Here is a 17,259-nt window from a genome sequence, read left to right as displayed (position 1 = left end):
GGGGGCAGATCGCCCACTTCCAGCCTGGGGTGGTGGGCTTGTCGGGGGCTTTGCGATGCTGCAGCGGGGTCAGACATCCCAGGAGCTGAGGTGTCAAGCAGCAGCGCGTACGACAGTTCGGTGTGACCAGGCGGTGGCCTGGTCGTAGTGGGTGTGGGTCTTGAGGCAGCCGTGGAGGATGCCGACGAGGCGGTTGCCGATCTGGCGTAGGGCGGCGGGGTGGCTGACGTCGCGGGCGCGGAGTTCGTCGTAGTAGGCGCGTACGGCGGTGTCGTGCAGGATCGCGGCGCCCGCCTGCATGTGTAGGGCGTCGACGAGCCGGTCGTTGTGGACGAACCGGGCGTGCACCGTCTTGGTCTTGCCGGACTGGCGGGTGATGGGGGCGGTGCCCGCGTAGTTCTTGCGGGAGCGGGCGTCGGTGTAGCGGCCGGGAGCGTCACCGAACTCGGCGAGCACCCGGGCGCCGAGGATCGCGCCGATGCCGGGCTGGCTGAGGTAGACCTCAGCGTCCGGGTGCTGGCCAAAATGCGCCTCGACCTGTCCTTCCATGGTGCGGATCTCGGCGTTGAGAGTTTGCAGGATCGCCACCGTGGCGCGGACGGTTGCCGCGTACGCGCCGGTGACGATCTCGGGCTGGCCCAGGTGCGCGGTGCGCAGTGCCTGCTGGATCGCTGCCGCTTTGGCCGCGATGTCGCGTCGGCGGGCTCGTTTGAGCGCGGCACTGATCTGCGCCACGGTGAGCTTGGCCGCTGTGGCCGGGGTCGGCGCCTTGGCCAGCAGCGCCAGGGCGTCCGAGCCGGTGAGTGTCAGCACCTCGTAGGCCTGCAGCGCGGCGGGGAAGTACTCCCGCAGCGCCGCCCGCAACCGCAGCGTGTGCCGGGTGCGTTCCCAGATCAGCGTCTGGTGCGCGCGGGCGACGACCTTGACCGCCTCGGCGATGTCAGAGTCCGCGGCGACCTGCCGCAGCTGGTGCCGGCGGGTCCGCACCATGTCTGCGAGGGTGTGCGCGTCGGCCTTGTCGCTCTTGGCACCGGAGATCGACACGAGCTCCCGATGCCGGGCGGCCTGCTTCGGGTTGACCCCGTACACCTGATAGCCGGCCGCGACCAGCGCCTGCACCCACGGCCCGCGATCGGTCTCGATACACACCAGCACCTGCGCCGGCGTGGCATCCTCAGGCAGGAACCCGGCCACGAGGTCGTGGAAACGGGCCATACCGTCCACACCCTCGGGCAGCCGGACGGTCCGCAACGGCCGGCCGTGCTCGTCCTGCACCTCCACATCATGATGATCTTCTGCCCAGTCGTCACCGACAAACAGCACATCCGCCTCCGCTGCACCACAGGGACACCGTCGGCAGCCCGCGGAAGAGCCCGGCGGCCTAATGGACCAGTGCTCACGCAACGTCAGCGGGCACGACACCCCATCAGCCGTCGCGTACTTCGGGGAGCAGTCCGAGGACGCCGCTGTCGCCGCACGAGCTGCGGCAGAGCAGGGCCGGTTCTTCGAGTTCCTCAGCGCCGTGTACAAGGAGGCCCCCGAGCACAAGCACCCGGATCTGCCGCGCGAGCGACTGATCGCGTTCGCCAAGAAGGCCGGCGTGCCCGACATCGAGCGGTTCACCGCGGACCTGGACGACGCCGGCCTTCGCGCCGCGGCGGAGGCCAGCAACAGCGAGGCCGCGCAGTTGGGTGTCACCAGCGTCCCGTTCTTCGTCGCCGGTGACAACACGCTGTCCGGCGCGCAGCCGACCTCGGTCTTCCGCCAGTACCTGGACGCTGCGATCGCCAAGGCGAGTTGACCGTGGAGCTGGGACTTCTCGGCGCATCGCTCGGGGGCCTGCTGACCCTGCTGAGCCCCTGCTCGGCGATGCTGCTCCCGGCGTTCTTCTCGTACGCCTTCGCCAGCCCGGCCCTGCTGGTCAGCCGCACCGGGGTGTTCTATCTGGGCTTGATCACCGCGCTCGTGCCGTTGGGTGTGCTCGCCGGGACGGTGGGAGCGTTCGTCAGCCAGCACCGCGACACGTTCGTCACGGTCGCGGCCGTCGTGGTGATCGTGCTCGGCCTAATCATGCTGGCCAACATCTCTATCCCGGGTCTGTCCCATAGCGGAATGGAGGGCTCTTCGGCGGCATCCGTCTACGCGCTCGGCACGATCTACGGCCTCGCCGGTGTCTGCGCCGGCCCGTTGCTCGGCGCGGTGCTGACCGTCGCCGCGGTCGGCGGCAACGCCCTGTACGGCGGGATCGTGCTGCTCGTCTTCGCCGCCGGCATGGCCGCTCCCCTGTTGGTCCTGGCCCTGCTGTGGGGACGGCTGCCGTTCGTGCGCAGACTGGTCCGCCCCCGTGGGATCCGCCTCGGGGGATGGAGTAACACCTGGACCGGAATCTTCGGCGGCGCACTGACCGTGGCGATCGGCGTCCTGCTCCTGGTCACCGACGGCACCAGGGCGCTGAGCGGCATTCTCGGCGCCTCCGACCAGGCCGCGCTCGAGGACCGGGTACGGCAGGTCACCGATGGTGTGCCGGATCTTCTCGTGGCCGCGATCGTGATCGGCGGCGCCGCCGTGGCCTGGCTGTTCGTCCGCGCCCGAGCGGCCCGCCGGTGAAGGCGCCTAGGCGTGCCGGATGGATACTTGTGGCAGGTACGTCACGTCACCGTGGATGGGAGAGTCGTTGGAAGGCAGTGCAAGTGCGGCGGACCGGGCCTACCAGGCGATCCGTGACGGCATCCTCAACGGCGTCCACCCGGCAGGAACCATGCTCGGCGAGGAGACCCTCGCCACGGAGGTCGGGGTCAGCCGCACCCCGGTACGTTCCGCGCTCGCCCGCCTGCAGGACGAGGGCTGGATCGTCATCTACCCCAAGCGCGGCGCGCTGGTGCAGGGGCTCAGCGAGCGGGCGGTGGCCGACCTGGAGGACGCCCGCCTGATGCTGGAATCGACGGGGGCCAGCCGGGCAAGCGCCCCCGTCCGGGAACTGCTTGCCGAGCGGCTACGCCAGTCGATCGAACAGCAGCGCGCCGCGTTCGAGGCCAAGGACATCCGGCAGTTCATCGAGTTGACCATCGCCTTCCACCGTGCCTTCGTGGAGGCCGCGGACAACGATATCCTGCTCGAACTCAACGACCGGCTGTCCGACCGGCAGCGGTTCCTGCTGTTCAGCAAGGGTGACCGGCTCCTAGCGCGGTGCGACGAGATCCTGACCGAGCACGAGATCCTCGTCGAGCGCCTGCACGCCGGTGACGCCGACGGGTTCACCGACGTGCTCCGCCAGCACCTGGCCGAGACCTACATCCCGCCCTCCGCCAGCGGCTACCAGCGCGGATCCCACAAGACGAGATAGACGTCGAGTTGCCGGCCGCTACACGTGCCCTGACGCTGTGCACCGGTCAGGGTCTCCGCCAGCGCGGGCGGAGCCGACAGCCGGTTCGAACCAGGCGACGGCCACCGGCGCGGGTGCGATGGACTCGGCGTGGGAATCCACCACTGGCCGCCGGATGGATTCCGCGCCGTCTGACGGCTGCGCTACCCACCCAAAGATGATGCGGCAACTTCTTGCCGCCTGTGCAACAACTTTCCGCTGCTCGGCTGCCCTTCCGGTCTTCCGGGCGCAACATCTTGCGCCCAGCCGCTCGCCAGCCCGTTCACATTGACGCATTTAGCTGGTAGCTTTCTGGAATCGTTGCAAGATCTTGCATCAACCAGCCAGCCGGAGGGCGGCCCGCCCTCCGGCTTCCTCGCACCACCCCCACCCCCGCGAGGAGGCCTTCGTCATGAACCCCCGCCTGCGTTCCACGCTGGATTCAAGCGGGCTCGCCACGGGATTCTTTATCGCGAGCGCGTTCCAGACCCGCCACGACACGGTTCTGGACACTTTCCGTAAGCGCCTGATCGGGTCCTGCGGCCCGTTAGGCATCGAGGAAACACTTCTCCACCAGGCGATCACCCAGGCCCAGCAAGTGCTGGACGACGTCACCGAGAGCATCCGCACCGGACAGATCCAGGTCGACGAGACGGCCATCGCCCTCGCCTGGCAGGCCGGCGCCGCCCGCGCCATGGGCAACCTGCACCCGGTCGAGTCACTGCGAGCCGCGACCGAACTGTTCGAACCGGTACTCGACGCGGTGATCGAGACCGCCGCCGGCCAACCCGACGCCACCTGCATCATCCGCACCGCCACCCAAGCCCTGCAACGCAGCGTCATGACCCGGGTCCGCTGGGCCTCCGAGGCATACGTCGGATTCCTGCTCGACCGCGTCCAGCAAGCCCAACTCGCCGAACGGCACCGGATAGCCCGCGAACTGCACGACCGCGTCGGCGGATCAGCCAGCGTCGTGACCCGCAACCTCGAACTGGCCAAAACCTACGCCCACACCGACCAGCACCGGTCCCACGACAAGGTCGACGTCGCCTACCAGGCCAGCGTGCAAACCCTGGAAGCAGTCCGCGGCGTAGCCACCGACCTACGACTGGAATCCAAGTTCGACAACCTGGAACAAGCCCTACGCGGCTTCCTCGACGTCATGGGCGAAGGCAACGCCGCAGTCGACCTCGCCGTCAGCGGCGACGAAGGCTGGATCCCCGCCGAAGTGCTGGCCGAGGTCTTCCTCGTCGTCCGCGAAGCCCTACGCAACGCCTTCTGCCACTCCCAGGCCCACACCATCCTCAGCCACGTAGACATCGCACCACACGAAATCCGCGTCTGGGTCAACGACGACGGCGTAGGCTTCGACCCCGACCACACCGCCACCACCGGCGGCACCGGCCTGGCCTCCATGCGGGAACGAGTCGAACTGCTCGGCGGCATGCTCCTCCTACACAGCGCGCCGGGCCGCGGCACCCGCGTCGAGGCCTTCATCCCACTCCCGGGGACCGATCGATGACACTGTCTGCCCAGCCTCCCGCGCCGACCAGGATCCTCCTCGTCGACGACCACGCGCTGTTCCGGCACGGCCTGCGCGAGCTGCTGTCGATGGAGCCGGACCTGACCGTGGTCGGCGAAGCCAGCACCGGCGCGGAGGCGGTGGCGTTCGCCGCCGCGCACCGGCCCGACGTGATGCTGCTCGACGTCGGCATCCCCGGCGACCACGCCGCCACCACGATCGCCCGGACCCTGGCGGCGGCCCCGGCCACCCGCATCGTCATCCTGAGCATGTTCGACGAGCCCACCGTGGTGCGGGAGCTGCTCGGCGCCGGCGCCCGCGCGTACCTGCTGAAGAGCGTGACCCGCGACGACCTGGTCGCCGCGCTGCGCAGCGTGCGGACCGACGCCGGCCGGATCATGCTGTCGATCTCCCGGGAGAGCTTCGAGCAGGTCAGTGACGCCGGCGCCCGGATCCTGTCCGACCGCGAGGTGGAGATCGTCAGCCTGGTGGCCCAGGCGTACAGCAACTCGCAGATCGCCCGGCGGCTGGACATCACCGAGGGCACGGTCAAGCGGCACCTGCGCAACGTGTTCACCAAGCTGGGTGCGGTGTCCCGGATCGACGCGGTGAACAAGGCCATCGCCATGAACCTGGTCAGCCCGGAGAAGCCGGCCGTCCCGCGGCCACGTGGGTGACCGCGGGACACGGGTGACACCACTGGCACCCTCGGTCCGCGCGTCGCTGCCGGACCGAGGGCGCCGCTCGGCGGTCAGCCGGCGGGGACGAGGAGCCGGGCGGGCGTGCCGTTCAGCACCTGCCGCTGGAGCTCCTGCAGCTCCGGCGTCGGTTCCAGGCCCAACTCGTCGGAGAGGGTCTGCCGCAGGCTCCGGTACGCGTGCAGCGCCTCGGCCCGCCGGCCGCACCGGTTCAGTGCCGTGATCAGCTGGGCGTGGAACCACTCGTTGAACGGGTGTGCCGCGACCAGGGCCCGCAGCTCGGTGATCAGTTCCCGGTAGCGACCCAGCCGGGCGTCCGCCTCGATACGCAGCTCCAGGGCCCGCATCCGCAACTCGGTGAGGTGCGCGAGGTCGGCGGCCATCCAGTCCTCGACGTTCACGTCGTCGAGCACCGGCCCCCGCCACAGGGACAGGGCGGTACGCAGGCGCTGCGCCGCCTCGGCAGCCCGCCCGGCGTCCAGCAGGGCGCCACCCTCCTCGCAGAGGCGGGCGAAGACGGTCGCGTCGAGCTGCTCCGCACCGAGCGACAGCAGGTATCCGGTCGGTCGGGTGATCAGGACCTGGTCGGCGGAACCGGCGACGCCCACCCGCTCGAAGAGCGCCCGAAGCTGGTAGACGTAGGTCTGGGTGGTGGTGGCGGCGCTCCGGGGCGGCCGGTTGCCCCACAACCAGTCGAAGATGGTGTCCTGGCTCACCGTCTGGTTGGCCCGGAGCAGCAGCAGCGCGAGGACCGCACGGACCTTCGGCGCGGTGGGGGTGCAGTCCACGCCGTGGTGCCGGACTTCCAGGCTGCCGAGGATGTTGAAGCGGAGCATTTCGTTCCCTCTTCTCTACGCATCTGGCGTAGACGCTAACTGCCCGTGAGCCCGTCCCAAGCTCCACTGCGTCCAAGGTGGACCCCTGCGCAACTAATCGGACCTCATCGATACCACTTTGGTGGTACGCCGCTACTCCTCCAACGACCTTGACTTTTCCGGCATCGATGTCCCTGAGCGCGCCGAACAGTTTTGCAAACGGCCCCACGCCAGCCGCCGGCCACCAACAATGAACGGTTCGCAGCCGGAAATGCGATTGCGATTCGCGTTCACTCCCATTTCACCGACGCGCCCGCCGCCGACCGACATCCGCACATCCGCGGTTCATTCCGCCCCGGCGGTCTCCTCGGCGAGGGCTTTGATGGTGAGCAACTGCTTACGGCCCATGAGCGCGTCACCGACCGCCAGCGCCGCTCGGCGGGCCCGCTCGAAGACGGTGGTGGCACCGACGTCGAGCCGACCGACCAGCCGCGTGCCACCCGCGGTCGGCGCCACCCGGTAGGTGACCGCCACGTCGCCGTAGCTGCGCCGGTGCCGCTCGGCGATCACCCCGGTGAGGTGCTCGTCGGCAACGAACTCGACCACCTCGAAGATCAGGAACTTCTGACCCGGCGCCAACTCCTGGGCACCGGGGGTGAGGGTCCGGGGGCTGCGCCGGCCCAGGTTGTCCACCAGGTCGTAGCTGTACGGCGCCACCTTGAATTGACACAGCCACCGGTACACCACCGGGACGGGCGCCGCCACGTCGACGGCCCGCACGAACGAACGAAACGGCACCGTCATGTGGCGGTCGCACGGATAGTCGGCCGCCACCTCCTCGGGCGTGGCGTTCCACACCCGAGGGTCCCACCGCCGGGGTCTGTCTCGCAGCACAGCTGATCGCCTCTACTCCACCGGCCTGGCCACACCATCGCCGGACGTTGATCGGATGATCCTGGAAGCATCGAGGTGACCACGACCGGGTCGAGGCAGCATCGACGACCGGTCGGACCCCGTCCGTCACCGCCTCGGCGCCGCCGATCGCGGGTGACCGGACGGCGCGGCTCAGCCGCCGCAGCTCACGACCGCGCCGGCCCGCCCCTCGGTCGGCCGCTGGATCACCTGGATCTCGTCCACCCCGGGCAGCCCCCGGATCGGCACCAGCCGACCGCAGTCGAACTCCCGGCCCTCGGTGGTGAGCCGGTAAGACTCCGGCAACGCGTCGGCCGAGACCTGCCCGACCAGGTCCGGCCGGTCCTCCACCATCTCCTTGAAGTGCTGCCACGCCTGCTCACGGCTCTCGAACCGAATGCCCTCCACCGGTTCCAGGCCGGCCAGCGCCGCCTCGATCGCCGCCTTCTGCTCGGCGGTGACATCGTGGGTCAGGAACACGTTGACCGTGTACTGGTGCTGGTCGCCCCGGCCGACGACCAGGAAGACCGTGGTCGCCGCGGCCGCACCGACGAGCATCGCCACCGCGGCGACGACCAGGACCAGGACCCACCGCCGGCGCGGGGTGGGCGACTCCGGCACGACAGGCGGCGTACCCGTGGCTGACGGCCCGTCCAGGGACGGCGGGGGAAACGGCTCCGACACGGCGCACAGTAAACCAGCCACCGCCAGTCCGCGTTGCCCCGCGGAGCCGCCGCCCTCCGCGCCGACACGCAGCCGACCCGTCAACGAGCTGGCCAGCCCGGGGCGAGGCCGGGTGGCATCATCGGCCCATGCCGACAGTCGAAGTGGTGCTGGGCGACATCACCAGCGAAGACGTCGACGCCGTCGTCACCGCGGCGAACGAGTCGCTGCTGGGCGGCGGCGGGGTGGACGGGGCGATTCATCGGGCGGCCGGGCCGCAGTTGGCCCAGGCGGGCGCGGCGCTCGCACCCTGCGCCCCGGGCGACGCGGTGGCCACGCCCGCGTTCGACCTGGACCCACCGGTACGCCATGTCATCCACACGGTCGGTCCGGTGTGGGAAGGTGGCGGCCACGGCGAGGCCGGCATCCTGGCGTCGTGCTACCAGCGCAGCCTCGAGGTCGCCGACGAGATCGGTGCCCGCAGCGTGGCCTTCCCCGCCATCGCCACCGGCGTCTACGGCTTCCCGGCCGATCAGGCGGCGACGATCGCGATCGCGACCATCCGGGCGACGCCGACGAAGGTCGAGCAGATCCGCCTCGTCGCCTTCGACCAGGCCACGTACGACCTGCTGACCGCGGCCCTGCACAGCTGACACTGGCGCGGCCACCACCAGCAGCCCGGCCCGGAGGCACGCCTCGCGCCCCCGGGCGTCGCGAGCTTCGGGTCAGGCCACCAGTGTGACGGGGCCGCTGTCGAGGTCGTACCGGGCGCCCCCGCCCGCAGCGCGCGCCCGTGCACCCTGATGGGGCTGGCCTCGATCAGCCGCCGGAGTCAGCAGGCCGGCAGTGAGTGTCGCCCCGCTCGCCTGGTCCGGCTGTTCGGGTCGTGCGGCGCTGGTCCCGGTCCGGCACACTGCCTGGCATGTCTGGTAGGCACCGCCGTTGGGTGTGGCCGGCCCTGTTGATCTGGTTGGTCGGCATCGTGGGCGTTCTGGGCTACCTGTTCCAGGCCAAGGACCGTAGCCTCGCCGGCACGGTGATCCAAGCGGTCACGGCCGTGTTGGCCCTTGCCGTACCGGTCACGCTCTGGCTGTGGCGTGCCCGGACCGCCAGAGCACCGGCAGCGGACGGCCTGGACCGTGCGGCGGACGCGTTGGCGGCTGCGGTTCGGGCGGAGTGGGAGACGCAGGCCAGGGATCGCCTGCTGCGGTATCCGGCGCCGGTTCCGGTGCGCTGGCGCTGGTCGACGCTGCCGGTGACCGGATCGGTGGCCGATGCCGTGTCCAGCGCCAGTGGGCTCGGGTTTGCGCCGTTGCCCGGGCTGCCACGGGTCACCTCGGTCGACCTGGACGAGGGCGGACTGGCCGACCTGCTGGGAGTGTACGGCGGCGTCGACTCGGGCCGGCTGCTGGTGATCGGTGCGCCGGGGGCGGGCAAGTCGGGTGCGGCCGTCCTGTTGACACTGGACGCCTTGGCCCACCGGTTCGAGCTGGCGGACGAGCAGCGGCGACGCACCCCGGTGCCGGTGCTGTTCACCCCGCACGGCTGGGATCCGGCGACCCAACCGGTCGAGGACTGGCTGGCGGGCCGGCTGGGGACGCTCTACCCGTTTCTCAACGCGGCCGAGTACGGCCCCGATGCGGCGGCGGCGCTGGTGCGCCACGGCCGGGTGGCGCTGTTCCTGGACGGACTGGACGAGCTTCCCGAGGCGGTTCGGCCGGTGGCGCTGCGAGCACTGGATGAGCAGGTCACGGCGATGCGGCTGGTGGTGACGACCCGCAGCCGGGAGATGGTCGACGCCGCCGCGGAACGGCATCTGCACCGGGCCGCGGCGGTGCAACTGCAGCCGGTCCCGCCCAAGCAGGCGGCGGCGTATCTGGCGCGGTGCCGCGTGCATCCGGCGCCGGCCGCCTGGCAACGGCTTGTCGAGCACGTCCGGGACTGCCCGGACAGCGTGGTGACCCAGGCGTTGGACACTCCGCTGATGCTCGGCCTGGTCCGCGACACCCTGTCCGACGGCGAGCAGGTTGACGTCCTGCTGGATACGAGCCGGTTCACCGGACGGGACCAGGTGGAAGACGAACTTCTGGACCGGGTCCTGCCCGCCGCCTACGCGACCCGGCCGGGCCAGCCGCCATCGCGATACACCGTGGTGCAGGCACAGCAGTGGTTGGGCTACCTCGCCGACCGGATGCGCCAGGACGGCATGCGCGATCTGGCCTGGTGGCAGATCCCCACCTGGGCGCCCGCGTTTCCCCGCGTCATCACCACCATGCTCATGTTCGGGCTCGCGGGCGTCGTGTTCGGACTCGCACAAGGGCTCTCGGTGGGGCTCGCCGGCGGACTCGCCATCGGGCTCGTGATGGGACTCGTCGTTGCGCTCGTGTGTGCGCGCGGCGGCGGCGAGCCGGAACAGCTCGGGTCGGTCCGCTGGTCCTCCCTCGGCGCCCGCCGCTACCTGTGGGACTGTCTCCTCGGCGGACTCACGTCCGGGTTGGCGTTCGGGGTGATGGCCTGGCTCTTCGGCGGCCTCGTGTTCGGGCTCGTGGTCGGACTCGTGAGCGGTCTCGCGATCGGGCTCACCACCGTACTGGTGTTCGCCATCTCACGCTCTTCAGTGGAGCCAGGCAGTCCTATTGATCCGATCACATGCTGGCGGCGGGCCCGCCAGCACGGGTTCGGGCTCGGGCTGGTGCTCGGGCTCGGGTTCGGGTCCGTGTTCGCGTTCGTGTCCGGGCTCGTGTTCGGGCTCCGGATCGGGCTCGCGGACGGCCTGCTGTTCGGGCTCGCGTTCGGGCTCGCGGCCGGGGTTTCGTACTCGGAGACCTGGCCAGCCGGGCTGGCCTTCCTCCAGCTGCGTCGATCGGGGGTCGTCCCGGTGCGGCTGATGAGTTTCCTGGAAGATGCCCGCCCCCGCCACGTCCTACGTACCGCAGGTCCCGTCTACCAGTTCCGCCACGCTCGCCTACAGGACCGCCTCGCGACGTGGTACGGCGGCACCGCTGGGACTCCCGGCCCTGCTCCTGTGCCGTCCTCCCGTACGCCGTCGAGCCAGCCTTCGCGGAGCGGGCCGGCTCTGGGGCCGCCATGACGCGGTCGCCCTCAACCTACCGGCTGAACCGCGCGATGCGGCGGTCACACCTGCGTCCCGCCAGATGCTCGCGTAAATGAATCGGCACGCGGCGCCCAGACTCGTAGCGTCCCGAGGGTGGGCAGCAACGACGAGCGCGACCTGGTCCGACGCGGATACGACGCGCTCTCCTACCACTACCGGGCCGACGATGCTGGCGACGGCCAGTACGCTCCCTGGCTCGCCGACCTGCACCGGTGCCTACCGACCTCGGCAGCGGTCCTCGACCTCGGCTGCGGCTGCGGCGTGCCGGTCGCCCGCTTCCTCGCCGACGCCGGGCACCACATCACCGGCGTCGACATCAGCGAGGTACAGATCGAACGGGCCCGCCGCCTGGTGCCCACCGGCACCTTCCTGCGCGCCGACGCCACCCGACTCGACCTGCCACCAGCCTCGTTCGACGCCGTGGTCTGCCTCTACGCCCTCATCCACATGCCCCTGCCCGACCAGCCGCGGCTCATCGAGCAGATCGCCACCTGGCTACGCCCCGGCGGCTGGCTGCTGACCACCGTCGGCAGCAACGCCTGGACCGGCACCGAGGACAACTGGCTCGACGGACCCGCCACCATGTGGTGGAGCCACGCCGACGCCCCCACCTACCGGTCCTGGTTGCAGCAGGCGGGACTGACGATCACCTCCGAGGACTTCGTCCCCGAAGGAACCAGCGGACACGCCCTCTTCTGGGCTCAGCGCCCACAACGCTGACCGACTCTCTCGGCGACTCGCAGTCCACGGCTACCAAGGCCAATGCCCGACCAGGTGGGCCGGATCGACGCCTGGCGACACCACGAACGCGCGGGCGCCTCTGTCATCGAGCACCAGTAGCGGCCCGGCCTGCGACGCCAGCGCCACCACCGCGGCCAACACGGCACGGCCCGACGGCTTACGGAACCCGGTATCGGCCACAGCCTGGTTCAACGCCGCAGGCTCGCCACCGCTGGCACCGTCGACGCCAAGGCTGACCTCTCCCAGGTCCAGGCCACCCACCGACGGGCAGGTGGCCGGGTCCGGGCAGTCCGGATCCACCCCACCGCCCACCCGGTGAACTCCCGTAGCCCTGTCCCGCTTGGCCGTCACGTCGGTAGGGCGTCACCGATCGGATCGCGCAGTGAGGTCGGGGAGAGCAACGGCTGGAGTGGGCCATCGTCGACGATCCCCGGCATCCGCCGGGCCACCCCGGCGAGCAGGTCGGCGACCTGGACCCGCGGATCGTCCCGGGAGTCGACCGTCACCAGCCCGGCCAACGGCGACTCCCCAGCCGGGGGCAGCCCGGCGCCGTCGGCCAGCACCCGCTGGAGGCGACGCAGCCGGTCGGCCGTGAGGGCGCTCTGCTCGTCGTGGGTCACCAGCACCCGCCGCTTTCCGCCGCTCCAGAACAGGACGGTCTCGGCCAGCGCCGGCAGCATCGGCTCCAGCGGTGGCGGGATCGACCGGTCGTAGCCGTGCAGCCGGGCCTGGACGCCGGCCACCCGGGTACGGTCGAGCCCGAGAAGAACGGCCTCGGCCGGCGCGCCCAGCGCGTGTCGTAGCAGCCCCTCCCGTGCCTGGAAGAACCGTTCCACGCTGCGGTGATCCGGCCGATCTCGTCGTTTGGTCCGGAGCATCTCGACGAAAGCCGCGAGGAGGAGACTCCAATCGGGACCGGCCGAGCGTCCGGCCCGGTACAGGGCGAGGGCGGCCGGCCGGTGTTCCTGGGTCAGGCGGGTGCCGGCCGCGTACGACGGCTCGGTCAGCAACAGGTCGACGATGCGGGTGACGAGGAAGTACTGCTTGTCGACCAGGTGGACGTGTGCCCGGCCGCGCAGCGCCGCCAGGAACCACTCCAGCGCCTCACCCGCTTCGGGCCGGCGGAGGAACTGCCGGGACTTGAACTCGTTCGGCGAGAACCGGAAACCGGACCGCAGCGTCGCGACCAGCTCAGCAGCCTCATCGCCACAAAGGTCGACACTCGCGTGTGTGATCACCGGAGTGGCGGGATCAAGCAGATTGGTGCCGGAGAAACCTGACTCGTCACAGGCGATCTCCACGACAGCGCCGGACGTCGCATCCACCGGCGGCAGCCCGCCCTGAAGTGGCAGCCTCATGCCCGGTCCCTCGCCATGCCGACCATGGTCGCCGACCCATCCCAATCGGACCACCCAGTTACGCTCCACGGGCTTGCGCAGCATGCCGCGTTGACCGCGTGCGCACTCGACCGGAAGCTCCGCGCCGCAAGGGTCAGGCTTGCCACATGTCTTGACCGGCGGTCAAGGAGCGCTGCCGGACGGCAGGTGTACCGCGGCACTACGAGAGGATGAACGGCGCCAACCTGTAGCCAAGTAGCAGCACGGGCACCTCGGCCAGTTTTACGCCGGCGCCATGGTGACGAGCCCAGCGCGTCGACAACGACCTGTTCGTGCCTGCACTCCATGTCAGGTTCCCCCAGTAGCTCGGAGGCTTTGGGCCCCTTCTGACCCCGAGGGCCACCGGTGGTGCTGCAGACCGCACACGGTCGCCGAGGCCGAGTGGTCCGACCTGCTCGCGCAGCGCAGGGAACGTGGCGAGCTGAACCCCGAGGTGTGGCCGCCCCTCGTCGACGAGGAGCGGTTCGACGTCGGCCCGGGCGCCGACGCACCCGAGCCCGCGCTCGCACCGGCCCCCGACAGCCTGACCATGGACGACCTGGACTGAGCAGCCGTGACCATCACCTTCTCCACCCCCGCCGCATCGGCCAGCGACGCGCTCCACCACGAGGAGGCGGCGAGGGCAACATCGAGTCGGCCCAGCGCGCCATCTCCGCGCTCTCGGCGGCCCTCAGCGATGCCGAGGAATACGACAAGATCCTGCTGCGCGCCGCAGCCGGCGCCGGGAGGTCATACGCGCTGGTGCACATGGTCCGCGAGGCCCTGGACCACGCCAACTGCACCCGCGTCGCCGTCACAGCCTTCGCCAACAAACAGATCTTCCCGCTGGCCGGCGACCTCGGAAAGGCCCTCGGCGCGGCGAAGGTCTGCCTCTTCGTAGTCGACAACCGCCTACCCGAGGTGCCACCAGAGGTACGCGACAACGTCTCCGTCGCGACCACAACCACGCTCATCCCCAGCTCCTGCGAAGTTGTTCTCGGGACATCTCACAACTGGGTGCCCTGGGCGAGCCTCGGCGACTGCTCGATCACCTCGGAGCAGCCGGCAACGACTCGCTTCCCTTCGACGTGCTGTTCGTCGACGAGGCCTGGCAGCTGCCACGGCACCGCTATTCAAGGGTCGAAGGGGTAGCTCCCATCTCCGTGGGAGTGGGCGACGTAGGGCAGCTGCCGCCTATCGACCCCAGCCAAAACCCGTGGCGAGGGGATCCCGGCTACAACCCGTACCGCGCATGGCCCACCGCCTACGAGGGCAACGAGACGAGCTGCCTGAACGCTCGTTCTGTGCCCTGTCAATGACCGATCGCTCCTGAATCGACGATACGGTCGTCGCAAACGCGAATCGGGTCGGCTCGCGGTCCAGCGCCGGCGGCGACCGTCGACAGGCGTAGGAGCCGACGGCGGCCATCTTCCACAGGTGTCCGATGACCTGCCGCACGTCGGTCCGTAGGTTCGGCTCGACCGTTGTGGCGGCTGGCCCGTGTCTATGCCGACGAGGGACCTCGAGCCGCTGGTCGACGGGTGGTGTGGAGAGGAGGAGCACGCAGATGCGAAGAGGGAAGCTTGCCTGGCGCGGCTCGGTGCTGGCCTTGGCGGTCGTGGCCGCCGGCTTGCCGGCGACCGGCGCCCTGGCCAGGCCGGGGGCCGACGAACGCCCGGCCAGCGCGCAGTGGTCGTACCCGGAAGACTGCGCGCAGTGGTCGTACCCGGAAGACCCCGGCTTTGTCGCCACGAGTCCAGGGGAACTAGATGCCGCTAAAGCCAGTTGGGAAACGCCGGAATACGGTTATTACACCGGCCATAATCCTTCTACTCCTGGCACAGCGGTCAATTCCCCATGGCAGCTCGCCGCGGTAAACGCGTCCACCGCCTACGCCCTGGGATACTGCGGGCAGGGCGTCACGCTGGGCATGATGGATTCGGGCTACAGGCCTACACACGAAGCATTTCAGACCGAGCTGATCGATCCGGTGACAGGGGAGGGTGTCTACGGCACGTCCGGCTACGGATATCGTGGCGCGACCCCGACGAACCCTTTTACCGCGGGCGAGTGGTTCACTGTGGCCGGTGACCAGGCGAGAACAACTGACTACTCGCACGGGACCGGCATGCTTGGGGTCACCTCCGGCATGCGCGATGGTACAGACCAGCACGGCATCGCCTTTGGATCGAAGATGTATGTCGCCAAGACCGGCGGTTCCGATAGCCAGTCCCACGGCCCCTTCCACGATTACGTGTACTGGTATACAGCCAATAAGGCCCTGGTCGACGCAGGCGCCCAGGTCATCAACAGCAGTTGGGGCTCTTATGTCCAGACTCTTGACAGAACCCGCTATGACGGCTTAGGAAACGACCTTGGAGTCAACGGCAACCGCGCCAACGCTTACCAACTGACTGGCAAAGACAGCGCCAGCGCCACGGCAATGGCGACCATTATCCCCAACGAGCACCTGAAGGATCTGGAATACCAGTACTTCTTCTTCAAGAAAAGCTATTCGGAAGGCGGCATTCAATACAATCCGAAGTACCCCGGACGTTCCTTTATGGACGCCATCTGGGACGCCATCAAGGACAGCGGTACCGTCAACGCAAGGTCGGCCGGCAACAACGACTGGAGCAACCCATATTTTCGCCCGGCGTATCCCCTCTTCAATCCCTTGGCGGAAAAGCAGTGGATAGCCGTCGGCGGGGTGCAACCGCCCACTGCGACCAACCCCGAATACACAAAGCACTTCGGGTATAACGAGGCAGGGCTCGCCAAATGGTGGAACGTGTCTACCCCGTCAAGCAACGTTCGGACCACGAGCAGCGGTGGTGACACTAACTATTCAAACTCAAGCGGCACGTCACCGGCAACGCCCGTTGCGACAGCGGTGATGGGGGTTCTGCTCTCCCGCTATCCGAACATGGACGCCAAGCAGGTGCGTGAACTGATGTTCACCACGGCGAACAACAAGATGTCCGACGGCGTGAGATTCCTCGGCACCGGGCAAACCTCCCCCTCCGGGGAATCCATCGCCTGGACCGCTCCCGACGGCCTTCCGGACGAACGCTGGGGCTGGGGGATTCCCGATCTGGCCAAGGGCATGTACGGCCCCGGCCAACTCCTGAGCCCCATGACCTACAACATGGATAAAGCGCCCCTGGACGTCTGGTCGAACGACATCAGCCAGATCGCGATCAAGGAAAGGGAAAGGGAAGATCTGGAGTGGCTGGCGGGCTACAAGAAGCAAGGCATTGCCTACGCCGGTGAATTCAGCCCCAACGTGCTGAACCCGGACGGCACGCTTGACGAACAGGCCTTCATGCTTCAGGGCATCTTGGGTGATCCCCACATCCAAGCTATCACTAACGGCCATCCCGAGTTGTACGACAAGATCACCTATGAGGACGCCGTCAAGTGGCGCAAGGAATGGATGGACGAGCGCGCGGCCTACATTCAGAACAACATCGACAACAACCTGTACACGGCTTCTCTGACCAAGCAAGGCCCCGGGACGCTGATCATGACGGGCAACGCCACCTACGAGGGCGGCACGACGGTTGAAGGCGGTAAGCTTTCGATCACCGGCTCGCACGCAAGCTCGATCGACGTCAAGGGCGGCACGCTCGGCGGCAGTGGCCGCGTGGGTGACAGCGTCACCGTCACCAGCGGCGTGCTGCGGCCCGGGCTCGCGTCCGACGAGGCCGCGCAGCTCACCGGCACCTCCGCGGGCAACGTCCTGAACGTCGGCGGGAACGTGACCGTCGGCAGGCAGGGTCGCGTCGCCGTCACGATCTCCGGCGACCGGGACTACACGAGCGTCCGGGCGGCGGGCCAGCTGGTGCTGGACGGCGAGCTGGACCTGGACGTGCGGGGCACGCTGACCCCGGGCACCGTGTTCACGATCATGAGCGGTAGCTCGATCAAGGGCGCCTTCCACGCGCTGCCCGAGAACCGAGCCCTGAACGTGGGCGGTTACCTGTTCCGGGTGTCCTACAAGAACAACAGCATGACGCTGACCGTCATGCACCCGGTACCGAACAACGGGAAGTA

General features: G+C 69.1%; 15 protein-coding genes. 9 read left to right on the top strand and 6 right to left on the bottom strand.

Going from position 1 to position 17,259, the window contains the following annotated elements; all coding sequences use genetic code 11:
• Positions 1–93: 93 nt before the first annotated feature.
• The gene (locus tag FXF52_RS36470) at positions 94–1,323 is read right to left on the bottom strand and encodes an IS110 family transposase (RefSeq protein ID WP_148804233.1); all 1,230 of its coding nucleotides are present in this window, start codon (positions 1,321–1,323) and stop codon (positions 94–96) included.
• A 61-nt stretch (positions 1,324–1,384) separates the two neighbouring features.
• Here FXF52_RS36470 and FXF52_RS36465 point away from each other — a divergent pair, with 61 nt between their 5' ends.
• The 5 genes from FXF52_RS36465 to FXF52_RS36445 all read left to right on the top strand — a co-directional run bounded on the left by FXF52_RS36465 (position 1,385) and on the right by FXF52_RS36445 (position 5,560).
• Positions 1,385–1,801: a DsbA family protein gene (locus tag FXF52_RS36465; RefSeq protein WP_148804232.1), complete on the top strand. Its 417-nt coding sequence runs from the start codon at positions 1,385–1,387 to the stop codon at positions 1,799–1,801.
• 2 nt (positions 1,802–1,803) lie between these two features.
• Complete coding sequence (locus FXF52_RS36460) at positions 1,804–2,607, top strand: cytochrome c biogenesis CcdA family protein (protein ID WP_148804231.1); 804 nt, start codon at positions 1,804–1,806, stop codon at positions 2,605–2,607.
• A gap of 67 nt (positions 2,608–2,674) precedes the next feature.
• Positions 2,675–3,343 carry a GntR family transcriptional regulator gene (locus FXF52_RS36455; protein WP_222870876.1) on the top strand — a complete coding sequence of 223 codons (669 nt, stop codon included), beginning with the start codon at positions 2,675–2,677 and terminating at the stop codon, positions 3,341–3,343.
• 430 nt (positions 3,344–3,773) lie between these two features.
• Positions 3,774–4,883 (top strand): sensor histidine kinase, encoded by a 1,110-nt coding sequence (locus tag FXF52_RS36450; RefSeq protein WP_148804229.1) that lies wholly within the window; start codon positions 3,774–3,776, stop codon positions 4,881–4,883.
• Positions 4,880–5,560: a response regulator transcription factor gene (locus FXF52_RS36445; RefSeq protein WP_148804228.1), complete on the top strand. Its 681-nt coding sequence runs from the start codon at positions 4,880–4,882 to the stop codon at positions 5,558–5,560. Before FXF52_RS36450 ends, FXF52_RS36445 begins: the two co-directional genes overlap by 4 nt.
• A 74-nt stretch (positions 5,561–5,634) precedes the next feature.
• On the opposite strand, the gene FXF52_RS36440 is transcribed toward FXF52_RS36445, so the two are convergent.
• The 3 genes from FXF52_RS36440 to FXF52_RS36430 all read right to left on the bottom strand — a co-directional run bounded on the left by FXF52_RS36440 (position 5,635) and on the right by FXF52_RS36430 (position 7,929).
• Positions 5,635–6,417: an AfsR/SARP family transcriptional regulator gene (locus FXF52_RS36440; RefSeq protein WP_148804227.1), complete on the bottom strand. Its 783-nt coding sequence runs from the start codon at positions 6,415–6,417 to the stop codon at positions 5,635–5,637.
• A 324-nt stretch (positions 6,418–6,741) separates the two neighbouring features.
• Positions 6,742–7,254, bottom strand: coding sequence for a hypothetical protein (locus FXF52_RS36435; RefSeq protein ID WP_222870875.1), 513 nt, complete (start codon positions 7,252–7,254; stop codon positions 6,742–6,744).
• A 207-nt stretch (positions 7,255–7,461) separates the two neighbouring features.
• Complete coding sequence (locus FXF52_RS36430) at positions 7,462–7,929, bottom strand: permease-like cell division protein FtsX (protein WP_148804226.1); 468 nt, start codon at positions 7,927–7,929, stop codon at positions 7,462–7,464.
• Between the two features lie 191 nt (positions 7,930–8,120).
• Here FXF52_RS36430 and FXF52_RS36425 point away from each other — a divergent pair, with 191 nt between their 5' ends.
• The 3 genes from FXF52_RS36425 (at position 8,121) to FXF52_RS36410 (ending at position 11,806) form a co-directional block, all read left to right on the top strand.
• Complete coding sequence (locus FXF52_RS36425; RefSeq protein WP_148804225.1) at positions 8,121–8,624, top strand: O-acetyl-ADP-ribose deacetylase; 504 nt, start codon at positions 8,121–8,123, stop codon at positions 8,622–8,624.
• Between the two features lie 269 nt (positions 8,625–8,893).
• Positions 8,894–11,062 (top strand): hypothetical protein, encoded by a 2,169-nt coding sequence (locus FXF52_RS42130; RefSeq protein WP_187413925.1) that lies wholly within the window; start codon positions 8,894–8,896, stop codon positions 11,060–11,062.
• Positions 11,063–11,179: 117 nt separating this feature from the next.
• Positions 11,180–11,806, top strand: coding sequence for a class I SAM-dependent methyltransferase (locus tag FXF52_RS36410; RefSeq protein WP_148804223.1), 627 nt, complete (start codon positions 11,180–11,182; stop codon positions 11,804–11,806).
• A gap of 30 nt (positions 11,807–11,836) precedes the next feature.
• Here the strand turns inward: FXF52_RS36410 and FXF52_RS36405 are convergent, their stop codons facing one another.
• Together FXF52_RS36405 and FXF52_RS36400 are read right to left on the bottom strand one after the other, a co-directional pair.
• The gene (locus FXF52_RS36405) at positions 11,837–12,139 is read right to left on the bottom strand and encodes a hypothetical protein (RefSeq protein ID WP_148804222.1); all 303 of its coding nucleotides are present in this window, start codon (positions 12,137–12,139) and stop codon (positions 11,837–11,839) included.
• Positions 12,140–12,174: 35 nt separating this feature from the next.
• Complete coding sequence (locus FXF52_RS36400) at positions 12,175–13,185, bottom strand: hypothetical protein (RefSeq protein ID WP_148804221.1); 1,011 nt, start codon at positions 13,183–13,185, stop codon at positions 12,175–12,177.
• 1,585 nt (positions 13,186–14,770) lie between these two features.
• Here FXF52_RS36400 and FXF52_RS36395 point away from each other — a divergent pair.
• Positions 14,771–17,259 (top strand): S8 family serine peptidase (locus tag FXF52_RS36395; RefSeq protein WP_187413924.1); only part of this gene is annotated, 2,489 nt, incomplete at its 3' end.

The sequence above is a fragment of the Micromonospora sp. MP36 genome (genome assembly GCF_008119785.1).
GTDB lineage: Bacteria > Actinomycetota > Actinomycetes > Mycobacteriales > Micromonosporaceae > Micromonospora.
This window is presented reverse-complemented; position numbering and strand designations above follow the sequence as displayed.